An 11952-nucleotide genomic window follows, 5' to 3' on the forward strand; every position below is an offset into this window, starting at 1 on the left:
CGGCCTGCGCCGGAGCACGACTGTGCATCAGCCCCGTGGAATCAGACTCGCGCGGAACGGACGCGTTCGCGAACGACAGCCAAGAAAAAGGGCGCTCCCCGCAACCGGGAAGCGCCCTCGATCTCGTCCAAACCTGAACGGTTTGGAAGCCGATTACTTGACGTCGGTCTCGTTGTCGGCGTTCTCTTCCGCCGCATCGGCCTTGGCGTGCATGTTGTCGGCAGCGTTCTCGAGCATCGCTTCAGTCGACTCGTTGGTGGCGTTGTCAGCCATCGCTTCGAGGTTGTCGGCCTGCGCTTCGATGTTGTCGGCGACCGCTTCCGCGTTCGACTCGTTCATCTCGGCCTGCTTCGAGTTGCACGCCGCGAGCGACATCAGGCCGGCAGCAGCGGCGACGATGAGAACCTTCTTCATGTATTGCTCCCAAGCAAAATTTCGGTCGCGGACCGGCCTGATTGCCGACGCGAATTTGCCGCATTACCGACGCTGGCTCCCGCGTCAACGCTCAAATTGGTCGGCTCGTCGCAGATTGCTACCGTTGAACGGATCGATTTAGGGCCTTACCGTGCCGGCGCGACGCGGCCGATCGTTTCGGGTGCGTCCGCAACGATCGCCAACATCGCGGTCCATGCCGCTACGTTTTGACGCAATTTCGCCGGGTCGACCTTGTCCAGCGTGTCGTCCGGCGTGTGGTGCAGATTGAAGTAATCGAGCCCTGATTGGTTGAGGTCGATTGCTGCAACGCCCTTCGCCATGATCGGCCCGACATCGGCGCCGTCGCTGGCCTTGCCCGGCCCCTTGGCGATACCGAGCGGGGCGAGCGCGGTCGCCAATCGGTCGCCGACCGCCTTTGCGCTGTCGGGCAGATTGGTTTCGAATCGCCAGATGCGGTCTGCGCCGAAGTCGCTTTCGGCCGCGGCGACGTGATTGTCCGTGCCATGCGCCTCGGCATAGGCGCGGCCGCCGAACACCCCGACCTCTTCTGCGCCGAACCAGACGACACGGATCGTCCGGCGCGGGGTGCCGGCGTCCATGATGCGCTTGGCGGCGGCGGCGGTGATCGCGACGCCGGTCGCATCGTCGATCGCGCCGGTGCCGAGATCCCAGCTGTCGAGGTGCCCGCCGACCAGCACGATCCCGGCCGACGGGTCGCTGCCGGGGACCTCGGCGATAACGTTGCCTGATTCCTTGATCCCGGTCTGACGCGGCGTCAGGGTAAGCTTGATGCGGACGGGTTCACCGCGCTTCAGCACGCGCTCCAGCTGCTCGGCATCGGGGATCGACAGGGCGGCGGCGGGGATCGCTTTCACGCCTTCGGGGAAGTTGGTGCCCCCGGCGTGCGGGTTACGGTGATAATCGGTGCCGATCGAGCGGATGAGCATGGCCGCCGCGCCTTTCTTCGCCGCCAGCGCCGGCCCCGAGCGACGCACGCCGCCGAAATAGCCATAGGACGATCCGTCCTGGGTCGGCATCATCGCATGGCTGACGAAGGCGATCTTGCCCTTCAGGCTTCCGTCGGGTGCGGCGTTCAGGTCGGCCAACGTCGGGAAATAGACGACTTCCGCGGTCATGCCCGTCGCCGGCGTCGCGCCCGAATTGCCGAGTGCGGTCAGATAGAGCTTCTGCGGGAAGGGTGCGACGATCTCCGCCGTCTCTTCGCCGCGGACCCAGACCGGCATCTTGAACGGCTCGATCCGGACGTTCTTGAAGCCGAGCGTGGTCAGCTTCCTGACCGCCCAGGCGCGCGCCCGTGCCTCCGCCTCCGTACCCGCCAATCGCGGGCCGATTTCGGTCGTCAGCCCTTCGGTGATGTCCCACGCGATGTCGTCCTTCAGCGCGGCGTCGCGCAGCTGGGCGGCGTCCATCGTCTGGGCGGCGGCGGGGAGGGGAAGGGCGAGGGCGGCGACGGCCGCGAGCAGGAGGCGCTTGGTCATGGCGCGAGTGGTAGGCGCGTTGCCAATCGCGCGTCCAGCCATTACATCGCAAGCGAAATTTCCCGCATTCAAAGCTCTCGAACGGAGACCCCAGGTGGCCGCCCAATACGCGTTTGTCATGAAGGACATGACGAAGACCTTCCCCGGTGCGCAAAAGCCGGTGCTGAGCAACATCAACCTGCAATTCTATCAGGGCGCCAAGATCGGCATCGTCGGCCCGAACGGCGCCGGCAAGTCGACGCTGATGAAGATCATGGCCGGCGTCGACACGGATTTCACCGGTGAAGCCTGGCCGGGCGAGAACATCACCGTCGGCTATCTGGAGCAGGAGCCGCAGCTCGATCCGTCGAAGACGGTGCTGGAGAACGTCAAGGACGGCGCGCGTGAAGTCGCCGACATGGTCGATCGCTTCAATGCGATCTCGGCCGAGATGGGCGATCCGAAGGACGACACCGACTTCGACGCGCTGATGGAGGAGATGGGCGAGCTTCAGGGCAAGATCGACGCGGTCGATGGCTGGACGCTCGACAACCAGCTCGAGGTCGCGATGGAAGCTTTGCGCTGCCCGCCGTCGGACTGGTCGGTCGAGAACCTGTCGGGCGGTGAACGCCGCCGCGTCGCACTGACCCGGCTGCTGATCCAGAAGCCGTCGATCCTGCTGCTCGACGAGCCGACCAACCACCTCGATGCCGAAAGCGTCAGCTGGCTGGAGCATCACCTGAAGGAATATGCCGGCGCGGTGCTGATGATCACCCACGACCGCTACTTCCTCGACAATGTCGTTGGCTGGATCCTCGAAATCGACCGCGGCAAGTATTTCCCCTACGAGGGCAATTACTCGACCTATCTGGAAAAGAAGGCCAAGCGCCTGGAGCAGGAGGATCGCGAAGAGAGCGGTCGCCAAGCTGCGATCCGCAACGAGCTGGAGTGGATCCGCCAGGGTCCGAAGGGCCGCCAGACCAAATCGAAGGCGCGTATCGCCAAGTTCGACCAGCTGGTTGAGGCGCAGCAGAATCGCACGCCGGGCAAGGCGCAGATCGTCATCCAAGTGCCCGAGCGGCTGGGCGGCAAGGTCATCGAGGTCACCGACGTCAGCAAGGCCTATGGCGACAAGCTGCTGTTCGAGAACCTGAGCTTCACGCTGCCGGCCGGCGGCATCGTCGGGGTGATCGGGCCGAACGGCGCGGGCAAGTCGACGTTGTTCAAGCTGATCACCGGCCAGGAACAGCCCGACACCGGCAAGATCGACATGGGTTCGACCGTCCGCCTGGGCTATGTCGACCAGAGCCGCGATCACCTGAACGACAAGAACAATGTCTGGCAGGAAATCTCCGACGGTCTCGATTACATGAAGATCAACGGCCACGACCAGTCGACCCGCGCCTATGTCGGGGCGTTCAACTTCAAGGGCCAGGACCAACAGAAGAACGTCGGCAAGCTGTCGGGCGGTGAGCGCAACCGCGTCAACATCGCCAAGATGCTGAAGCGCGGCGGTAACGTGCTGCTGCTCGACGAACCGACCAACGATCTCGACGTCGAGACGCTGGGCGCGCTGGAGGAAGCGATCGAGAATTTCGCGGGCTGCGCCGTGGTCATCAGCCACGATCGCTTCTTCCTCGATCGTCTGGCGACGCACATCCTGGCGTTCGAGGGCAACAGCCACGTCGAATGGTTCGAGGGCAACTTCGAAGCCTATGAGGAGGACAAGCGTCGGCGTCTGGGTGACGCTGCGGATCGTCCGACTGCGCTCGCCTACAAGAAGTTGACGCGTTGAAGCATTACCGCCGGCTGCCCGATTGCAGGCAGTCGGCGGTCTGCCTTATGGCGTGAACCGCTTGGTGAAGCCCTTCACCGGGCGTTCCTCGACGGGAAAGGCGGACAGGTCATCGACGCGGGCCAGTTGCGGGCCTTCGCGACATTTGGACAGGAATTCGTCGATCACGGCGGCGTCGGCATCCGCCAGCAGTTCGACGCGACCGTCGTTCAGGTTGCGGACCCAACCCTTGACCCCGAGTCGCTGCGCTTGGCGGACGACATAATCGCGGTAACCGACCTGTTGCACGCGTCCGCTCACCAGCACGCGCTGCATCACACCCATAGACTTATCCCTGATACCCGAGAACGGCCCCGCGCCGTCCGACTTCGCGTCATGTGTGATAGTCGGTAAGGCCAACGGTGGACGAGCCACCCGACGCGATTTCATCGCAGATGGGACAAGGTTCGGCGCAGGTTGTTGCGTGTGCGCGTTCGATAGATTGTCCGGTCTATCAAACTGTTAGCACCCCTCAGGCCACGATGGGAGACAGTCGCGGGCCATCATGCCCGGCGACTTCGGCCAGGCGGGCCGGTTCGCAAATCTCCAGATAGCGCTCGGCGATCGCGACATGGGCAGCGACCGCTGCCGGCTCCATGCTTCTCTGCGCGAGTTCCAGCTGCGCCTCGGCACGGCGCTGATAATAATCGAAATCCACAGACACAGACGCGTTCGCCACGACACACTCCACACGAGCAAGTGCGTAACGACCGCACCTGCAACCTTAAAGCCAACCCTTTCGTCAGCCGCTCGAACAGCTAGCCCCGAATTATGACAACGTGCCGACAGGCCGAAGGCTCCCGGCTCTGGCCGAATCCACGGCTGATCACGATCAATCGTCTGTCAGGGCGGCATCACCACCATCGGTGTCCCGGTTCGATGGTTCGGCGACGCCGAGATCGCTTGCCCTGGAATCGGTTGCGTGCTCGGTGCTGTCGGGATTGTGATCAGCGCTATCGATCATGTCGCGATCTTCGGGTTCACGAGCGGTGTCGCTGCGGGTGTCGGTCATGACTCTCTCCTATGAAAAGAGAAAATGAGCGAGTGATCGGACACGTTCCGTCACGTCGACGGATAATCGATCGCCATCACCTCATATTCACGCTCACCGGCGGGCAGCATCACGCGGCGAACGTCGCCCACCGCCGCGCCGCGCAAGGCCCGCGCGATCGGGGAATTCCAGCCGACGCGGCCGGCGCCGGCCTCCGCCTCATCGTCGCCGACGAAGGTCAGCGTCCGGTGATTGTCATCCTCGTCGGCGATCGTCGCGGTCGCGCCGAACCAGATGCGGGTCCGATCTTCCTGTTGCGCAGGGTCGACGACCTTCGCCGCCTTCATCCGTTTCGACAGAAAGCCCAGGCGCCGATCGATTTCGCGCAGGCGCTTTCGGCCATAGATATAGTCGCCGTTTTCCGACCGATCACCATTGCCCGCGGCCCAGGCGATCGTGTCGACGAGCTTCGGTCGCTCGACCGCGAACAGCGCCTCATATTCGCGGCGAAGTGCGGCGTAACCGGCAGGCGTAATGTAGTTCGGGCGATTCATGCCGCCCGCCTCTATCACCCGGGCGTACGCTTGCCGAGATACCAGCTGAGGTTCGCAGGGCCTCGCGACCTGGCACGATCCGGGTTCATCAGGTCATAGACGACCGCATTCTCCAACACGCGCTGGACATAGTTCTTCGTCTCGAAGAACGGGATCGCCTCGACCCATTCGATCACGTCGACCTGCCCGGTCCGCGGGTCGCCATTGGCCCGGAGCCACTTGTTCACATTGCCCGGCCCGGCGTTGTAGGCGGCGACAGCCAGGGGATAGCTGCCGTAGAGCGCGTACATCTTCTCGAAATAATGCGAGCCGAGTTGGATGTTATAGTCGGTGTTGACGTTGAGCTGCGACGGATCATAGCCGAGCCCGAGCTTGCCGGCGACGTCGCGCGCGGTGCCGGGCATCAGTTGCATCAGGCCGCGTGCGCCGGCGTGGCTGACGGCGTTTCGGTCGAACTGGCTTTCCTGCCGCGCGATCGCGTGAACCATCGTCCAGCTGTCGTTAGCGGCGGCGGGGACGCGGACGCTGGGATAGCCGGCGGCGGTATAGTCGCTGAGACCATTTTGCAGCGCACTCTTGCCGACCAGCACGCCCAGGTCGGGCCGATTGATCTGGGCGGCTAATTCGGTCGCCAAGGCATGGTCGATATCGGTCGTCGCATCGGTTGCGATCTGCCGGATGAACATGCCCTGCTCGCGCGCATTGCCCTGTTGCCCGAGCAGCCGCGCGGCGCGCACGACCTCCCGGTTAGCGAAGGCAGCGCGGGCTGCCGGATCGATTGTCGCGGTGTTGACGGGGGTCGGGCGGCGCAGGGCCTGACCGAGCCGTTCGCTGGCGAGTTGTCCGTAGTAAAGGTCGCCGAAACCCGCCGCTCGGGCATAATAGGCTTGGGCGCTGGCCTGATCACCGGCCGCTTCCGCGGCACGGCCGGCCCAATACAACCCCTTCGACTGCGTCGTCGGCGTCTTCGACCCGCGGGAATAGCGATCGAACATCCCCACCGCATCGCGGGGCCGTCCGAGCTGCTTCATCGCGGTCGTGCCGGCGAGCCAGACGAGGCTGGTGTAATCGTCGCGCTCGCCAAGCGGGCGTGACGCGACATCGGTGCCGGGCAGGTATGCGTCGTCGACCTGCCGCGCGATGTCATAGGCGGTGGCATGCTGCCCATCCGCGGACGCTCCGCGGGCGTTGGTCAGCAGGACCTCGAACCATTTCTCGGCCGAACCCGGCGGGGTCGTGATCGCATGAGGGCGGGCAAGCTGAGCACGGGCGGTCGGACTACCGCCGCTGTCGCGGTACCAGTTGGCGCGATCAGCGAGGAAGCCGGCGTCGTTCTGCCCCGCCGCTTCGACCGCGCTCCCGCGGATGGCGGCATCGGGAGCTTTCGTCCGATAGGCGATCCGTGCGTCGAAGATCGCACGGGCGGCCGGGCTGGCGAACGCCAGCCAGCGCTGTGCCGACGTCGTCGCGCCCTGCCACAGCAGCATGTCGATCCGTGCGTCGTAATCGGCCGGGGACAGCGCGCCCGGGAACAGCGCGAGTATCTTGCTCTCGTCGGATGCGCGCAACACACCCATTCGCCACGCACGGCGAGCCTGTTCGGCCGTGCGCTCGCCCTGACCGCTTGCAGCCAGCGCTTCGGCATAGCGGACGCGACCCGCCGCGGTGATCGGGGGGAAGCGGTCGAAGAAGCGAAGCGCCTGCGCCGGCGATACGGAGGCATCGGCGACGGTTTCGGCAGCGGCGCGGCGGCTGGTTTCGCCTGGCCAGCCCGGATGGGCGAGCAGGAAGTCGGCATAGCTTGAGAACGGCAGATTGTCGGACTGCTGCAACCGCCGCCACTGATCGATCGTGTAGCTGAAGGGGTCGGTAATTACTGGCTGAACCGCCTGGGTCGAAGAGGGGAGGGGCTGAACGATCCCACTGCTAGGCAGCCGCGGCGGCCACGCCTGCTGCACCTGGGTGCCGACCCACGCGAGATGTGCCTGTCCCATCGTGGCAGCCATCGCCACACCCGATACGCCGGCGGCCAAGAGACCGCCCTTTGCCAACCACCCCAGCATGCTGGACATGATAGGCGATCCCGCCCTATCCGCCACCACGGGAAATCGCTCAGATAAGGCTGTTCGTCGCAATATGTTCTCCGGTTCCATTCCCGCGCTCGTCACGCCATTCCGTAACGGCAGCTTTGATGAGGATGCCTACCGCGACTTCGTTGAATGGCAGCTGACCGAGGGATCGTCCGCTGTCGTTCCCTGCGGGACGACCGGCGAATCCGCGACGCTGACGTTCGAGGAGCATTTCCACGTCGTGCGCACCTGCGTCGATCAGGTCAGGGGCCGCGTGCCGGTCATTGCCGGGGCGGGGTCGAACGACACCCAGGTTGCCATCAAGAACATCCGCACCGCCAAGGAAGCCGGCGCCGACGCCGCGCTGATGGTGCCGCCCTATTACAACCGCCCGAATCAGGACGGAATCTTCGCGCACTTCGAAGCCGTGGTGACGGCGTGCGACCTGCCGGTCGTCCTGTACAATGTGCCGGGGCGCACGGTCACGGACATCAAGCCCGAGACGGTCGTGCGTCTTGCGCGCGCATTCCCGCAGATCGTCGCGATCAAGGATGCGAGCGGCGACATGCCGCGCGTGTCGATGCATCGGGGCGGGGCGGGGCCGGATTTCGTCCAGCTGTCGGGCAATGACGACATGGCACTCGCCTTCAATGCGCTGGGCGGACGCGGGTGCATCTCGGTGACCGCCAATGTCGCGCCGCGTTTGTGCGCGGACATGCAGGCGGCGATGCTGGCAGGTGACTATGACAAGGCACTGGCAATCAACGATCTGCTGTATCCTCTGCACGCGGCTTTATTTAGCGACGCCTCGCCCGGTCCTGTTAAATACGCTCTTAACCGAATTCGTCCGAATGTTTCGGCCGACGTGCGACTGCCAATGACCCTTCCGTCAACGGAAAGCTGTAATACAGTCGCTCGTGCTTTGGACTTCGCCGGCATCAGTCAACAGTAATTTCGACCCGTTCGACGCAAATTGGAACATTTTGCGGTTGCGAAGGTTTTCGGCGCCTTTTAAGCAAAGGGGGTCGCCCAGTCAGCGACAAAGGGAGAATGACCATGCGTTTCACCAAGTCGATGGCGGTCCTGGCCGCTGCTATGGTCGTTGCTCAGCCGGTGGCTGCTTCGGCCGCGCGTCCCGTTGAGGCCGCGCAGAAGCTGTCGCTGAAGAATGCGGTTCCGGGCGACGCCCGCGCCAGCACGAAAGCAGGGAAGAACAAGGCGATCGGCGCCGGTCTCATCCTGCTGATCGTTGCCGGTGTCGTCGGCGTCATCGCGATTGCGACGTCGGGCTCGGACAGCAACTAAGCACTGCTGACCAACGCAAATTACGCCGCCGGCGGTCGTTCGCGATCGTCGGCGGTTTGCGTTTGGGGGCAGACGAACCGGTAAGCAGCCGCTTCCCTTGCGCCGCAGCCGCCCCTACATCGCCGTGACATGTCCCGCCCGAAACCAACCCAATTCGACAAGACGAAGATCGTCGCGGAGAATCGCCGCGCGCGATTCGAATATTTCATTGAGGATACCTACGAGGCCGGCATCGCGCTGACCGGGACCGAAGTGAAGTCGCTGCGATTCGGCGAAGGCTCGATCGCCGAGGCCTATGCCGAGGTCCGCGACGAGCAGGCGTGGCTGGTCAACGCCAATATTCCCGAGTTCAGCCACGGCAACCGCTTCAACCACGAACCGAAGCGCCCCCGTAAATTGCTCCTTCACGAACGCGAGATAAACCGGCTGCATGGCGCGGTCGCGCGGGACGGCATGACGCTCGTTCCGCTGACGGTCTATTTCAACGCACGCGGTCGCGCGAAGGTCGAACTTGCGCTGGCAAAGGGCAAAAAGGCGCATGACAAGCGGGACACCATCCGCGAACGCGACTGGAAACGTGAGCAGGGCCGCATCCTCCGCGATCGGGGCTAAGATGGGCGTCTGGAGCCGCTTTACCGCGTGGGCGCATCGCAACCTGCCGACGCGCGAGAGCATGGAGCAGAGCCGAATCCTGCGCCCGATCGCGCACCGGGTGCTGGCGCCGGCGCTGTGGCGCTTCACCCGTCGCAGCGTGCCGCGCGGCGTGGCGCTGGGCATGGTCACCGGCATCCTGATTCCGTTGGGACAGATTCCGGCGTCCGCCGTGCTGGCACTGCCGCTGCGCGCGAATATCCCGGCCGCGGTGTTGACGACATTCTTCACCAATCCCTTCACCACACCGATCCTGTGGGGGGCCGCCTATTGGGTCGGGCGCAAGGTGCTGCGGCTCGACGCAGCGGTTCCAGGCTCGCCGGTTCGCGATGCGGTTCGCGACAACATGGACTGGCTGCAATGGATTTATGCCGAGGCCGGCCCGGCGATCATCGTCGGTCTGCTGGTGCTCACTGTCGTCTTCGCCGTCATCGGCTATGCGCTGACCGCGCTCGGATGGCGGTGGTGGATCGCTGCCAAGTGGCGCAAACGTCACAATCGCGAGGGTTGAGGCTTACCTGAATTGACGAAGCCTATCAGTCGGTTACGAAGCGGTATCGCTCGACGTCCGTCGAGACTTCCCTTCCGGCTGAAAGGTCGCCCATGCGCTTCTCGCGTCTTGCTTCACTGATTCTCGCATCCTCGGTCGCGGTCACCGCCCTCTATGCCCAAGACGGCCCGCGCATCGGTACCTACGGCTTCGACACCAAGGGCATGGATACGTCGGTGAAGCCCGGCGCCGACTTTGACGGCTATGCCAGCGGCAATTGGGAAATGACGACGGAAATTCCTGCCGATCGCGCATCATGGGGCATGTTTCATGTGCTGCAGGATCAGTCGCTGGAACAGACCCATGCGATCCTGGAGGAGGCGGCGAAGCGGCCAGGGACGAAAATCGGCGATTATTATACGTCCTACATGGACGAGGCGACGATCGCGAAGAAGGGCATCGCTCCGGTCAAACCGTGGCTGACGGCGCTGGCGAATGCGAAGGACAAGACCGCGTTGGTCGTCGAAGCGGGGAAGCTGCAACCCAAGGGTGTCGGCGGCTTGTTCTCGATGGGTGTCACTCAGGACAGCAAGGCGCCCGATACCTATATCGTGATGGCCGGCCAGTCGGGCCTGTCGCTGCCCGATCGCGACTTCTACCTGAAGGACGACGCCAAGCTGGCCGCGATCCGGACCGCCTATCAGGCGTATCTGGCGCAGCTGCTGACGCTGGCCGGCGAAGCGAATGCCGAGGCGCGCGCCGCGGGGGTCCTCGCGTTCGAAAAGTCGCTGGCAACCGCGCATTGGAGCCGGGTCGAGAGCCGCGACGCCGACAAGACCTATAACAAATGGACCTTCGCCGACTTCGAAGCGAAAGCGCCGGGGTACCCCTGGGCGCAGTGGCAGTCGGCGATGGGCGTGCCAAAACAGGCCGCCTATATCGTCCGCCAGCCGAGCGCGCTGACCGGAGAGGCGCAGGCGTTCGCGGCGGCCTCGCTGCCGGTCCTCAAGGACTATTACATGCTGCGCGTGCTGAAGGGCTATGCCAGCGTGCTGCCAAAGCCGTTCGAACAGGCCGATTTTGCCTTCACCGGCACCGTGCTGTCGGGCGTGCCGCAGCAGCAGCCACGTTGGAAGCGTGGCGTGTCGGCGACCAGCGGCGCGCTTGGCGAGGAAGTCGGCAAGCTCTACGTCGCGCGGTACTTCCCGCCCGCGTCCAAGGCGGAGATGGACAAGCTGGTCGTCAATGTCCGCGCGGCGATGCACGACCGCCTGGCCGGCCTGACGTGGATGGCGCCGGAAACCAAGCAGAAGGCGCTGGCCAAGCTCGCCGCCTTCACGCCGAAGATCGGCTATCCGACCAAGTGGCGCGATTATTCGTCGCTTGCGGTCAGCCGCGACGATCTGGTCGGCAATGTCGCGCGGTCGAGCGAATTCGAATTCCGTCGCGGCCTCGCCAAGCTGGGCAAGCCGATCGACCGGACCGAATGGTTCATGACGCCGATGACGATCAACGCCTATGCCAACCCGCCGATGAACGAGATCGTGTTCCCGGCAGCGATCCTGCAAGCGCCGTTCTTCGACGCGAAGGCCGACCCGGCGATCAACTATGGCGGCATCGGTGCGGTGATCGGTCACGAACTCAGCCATCATTTCGATGACCAGGGGCGGAAGTACGATCCGACGGGCAAGCTCGCCGAATGGTGGACTGCCGAAGACGTCGCGCGGTTCAAGACCTTTACCGACAAGCTGGTCGCGCAGTACAACCTGTACGAACCGCTGCCGGGCCAGCACGTCAACGGGTCGCTGACCCTGGGCGAGAATATCGCCGACCTCGCCGGCCTGACGGTCGCCTATGAAGCCTATCAGAAGTCGCTGAACGGCAAGCCCGCGCCTGTCATCGACGGCATGACCGGCGACCAGCGCTTCTATCTCGGCTGGGCGCAGGTGTGGCGCAGCAAGGAGCGGGAGCAGTCGCTGCGTCAGCAGTTGCTGACCGACCCGCACTCGCCGGGCGCCCAGCGCGTTGCGATGGTCCGCAACCTCGACCCCTGGTACGCCGCCTTCGGCGTGAAGGACGGCGATGCGCTGTTCCTCAGCCCCGCCGACCGCGTCCGCATTTGGTAAGAACAGCAGAGGCAATTTC

At 64.4% G+C, this 11952-nt stretch carries 13 protein-coding genes; 6 read left to right on the forward strand and 7 right to left on the reverse strand.

What is annotated here, in order from left to right; all coding sequences use genetic code 11:
• Nucleotides 1-153: 153 nt before the first annotated feature.
• Nucleotides 154-414 (reverse strand): hypothetical protein, encoded by a 261-nt coding sequence (locus ACFSC3_RS06705; protein ID WP_380939610.1) that lies wholly within the window; start codon nt 412-414, stop codon nt 154-156.
• 146 nt (nt 415-560) lie between these two features.
• Nucleotides 561-1934: a M20/M25/M40 family metallo-hydrolase gene (locus ACFSC3_RS06710; protein ID WP_380939611.1), complete on the reverse strand. Its 1374-nt coding sequence runs from the start codon at nt 1932-1934 to the stop codon at nt 561-563.
• A 94-nt stretch (nt 1935-2028) separates the two neighbouring features.
• On the opposite strand from ACFSC3_RS06710, the gene ettA reads away from it, so the two are divergent.
• Nucleotides 2029-3708: an energy-dependent translational throttle protein EttA gene (gene ettA / locus ACFSC3_RS06715; protein WP_380939612.1), complete on the forward strand. Its 1680-nt coding sequence runs from the start codon at nt 2029-2031 to the stop codon at nt 3706-3708.
• Nucleotides 3709-3753: 45 nt separating this feature from the next.
• Here the strand turns inward: ettA and ACFSC3_RS06720 are convergent, their stop codons facing one another.
• From ACFSC3_RS06720 to ACFSC3_RS06740, 5 genes are all read right to left on the reverse strand, one after another.
• The gene (locus ACFSC3_RS06720) at nt 3754-4032 is read right to left on the reverse strand and encodes an acylphosphatase (RefSeq protein ID WP_380939613.1); all 279 of its coding nucleotides are present in this window, start codon (nt 4030-4032) and stop codon (nt 3754-3756) included.
• Between the two features lie 187 nt (nt 4033-4219).
• Entirely contained in the window at nt 4220-4426 is a 207-nt protein-coding gene (locus ACFSC3_RS06725; protein WP_380939614.1) for a hypothetical protein, read from the reverse strand.
• Between the two features lie 153 nt (nt 4427-4579).
• Entirely contained in the window at nt 4580-4759 is a 180-nt protein-coding gene (locus ACFSC3_RS06730) for a hypothetical protein (RefSeq protein WP_380939615.1), read from the reverse strand.
• A gap of 50 nt (nt 4760-4809) precedes the next feature.
• Nucleotides 4810-5292: a transcription elongation factor GreB gene (gene greB / locus ACFSC3_RS06735; RefSeq protein WP_380939616.1), complete on the reverse strand. Its 483-nt coding sequence runs from the start codon at nt 5290-5292 to the stop codon at nt 4810-4812.
• Between the two features lie 14 nt (nt 5293-5306).
• Nucleotides 5307-7355, reverse strand: coding sequence for a lytic transglycosylase domain-containing protein (locus ACFSC3_RS06740; protein WP_380939687.1), 2049 nt, complete (start codon nt 7353-7355; stop codon nt 5307-5309).
• A gap of 73 nt (nt 7356-7428) precedes the next feature.
• Between ACFSC3_RS06740 and dapA the strand changes: the two genes are divergently transcribed.
• The 5 genes from dapA (at nt 7429) to ACFSC3_RS06765 (ending at nt 11933) form a co-directional block, all read left to right on the forward strand.
• The gene (gene dapA, locus ACFSC3_RS06745) at nt 7429-8313 is read left to right on the forward strand and encodes a 4-hydroxy-tetrahydrodipicolinate synthase (RefSeq protein WP_380939688.1); all 885 of its coding nucleotides are present in this window, start codon (nt 7429-7431) and stop codon (nt 8311-8313) included.
• Nucleotides 8314-8411: 98 nt separating this feature from the next.
• Nucleotides 8412-8666 (forward strand): hypothetical protein, encoded by a 255-nt coding sequence (locus tag ACFSC3_RS06750; RefSeq protein ID WP_380939617.1) that lies wholly within the window; start codon nt 8412-8414, stop codon nt 8664-8666.
• A gap of 129 nt (nt 8667-8795) precedes the next feature.
• Nucleotides 8796-9278: an SsrA-binding protein SmpB gene (smpB, locus tag ACFSC3_RS06755; protein WP_380939618.1), complete on the forward strand. Its 483-nt coding sequence runs from the start codon at nt 8796-8798 to the stop codon at nt 9276-9278.
• A gap of 1 nt (nt 9279) precedes the next feature.
• On the forward strand, nt 9280-9828 hold the full coding sequence (locus ACFSC3_RS06760) for a DUF2062 domain-containing protein (protein ID WP_380939619.1): 549 nt from the start codon (nt 9280-9282) through the stop codon (nt 9826-9828).
• Nucleotides 9829-9920: 92 nt separating this feature from the next.
• Nucleotides 9921-11933, forward strand: a complete 2013-nt coding sequence (locus ACFSC3_RS06765; protein WP_380939620.1) for a M13 family metallopeptidase — start codon at nt 9921-9923, stop codon at nt 11931-11933.
• Nucleotides 11934-11952: the final 19 nt, after the last annotated feature.

The organism is Sphingomonas floccifaciens, assembly GCF_042681125.1.
GTDB classification, from domain to species: domain Bacteria; phylum Pseudomonadota; class Alphaproteobacteria; order Sphingomonadales; family Sphingomonadaceae; genus Sphingomonas; species Sphingomonas floccifaciens.

Coding starts and splice junctions, on each gene's coding strand:
- ACFSC3_RS06705 (WP_380939610.1), bottom strand. CDS start 414: ATGAAGAAGGTTCTCATCGTCGCCGCTGCTGCCGGCCTGATGTCGCTC.
- ACFSC3_RS06710 (WP_380939611.1), bottom strand. CDS start 1,934: ATGACCAAGCGCCTCCTGCTCGCGGCCGTCGCCGCCCTCGCCCTTCCC.
- ACFSC3_RS06720 (WP_380939613.1), bottom strand. CDS start 4,032: ATGGGTGTGATGCAGCGCGTGCTGGTGAGCGGACGCGTGCAACAGGTC.
- ACFSC3_RS06730 (WP_380939615.1), bottom strand. CDS start 4,759: ATGACCGACACCCGCAGCGACACCGCTCGTGAACCCGAAGATCGCGAC.
- greB (WP_380939616.1), bottom strand. CDS start 5,292: ATGAATCGCCCGAACTACATTACGCCTGCCGGTTACGCCGCACTTCGC.
- ACFSC3_RS06740 (WP_380939687.1), bottom strand. CDS start 7,355: ATGCTGGGGTGGTTGGCAAAGGGCGGTCTCTTGGCCGCCGGCGTATCG.
- dapA (WP_380939688.1), top strand. CDS start 7,429: ATGTTCTCCGGTTCCATTCCCGCGCTCGTCACGCCATTCCGTAACGGC.
- ACFSC3_RS06750 (WP_380939617.1), top strand. CDS start 8,412: ATGACCATGCGTTTCACCAAGTCGATGGCGGTCCTGGCCGCTGCTATG.
- smpB (WP_380939618.1), top strand. CDS start 8,796: ATGTCCCGCCCGAAACCAACCCAATTCGACAAGACGAAGATCGTCGCG.
- ACFSC3_RS06760 (WP_380939619.1), top strand. CDS start 9,280: ATGGGCGTCTGGAGCCGCTTTACCGCGTGGGCGCATCGCAACCTGCCG.
- ACFSC3_RS06765 (WP_380939620.1), top strand. CDS start 9,921: ATGCGCTTCTCGCGTCTTGCTTCACTGATTCTCGCATCCTCGGTCGCG.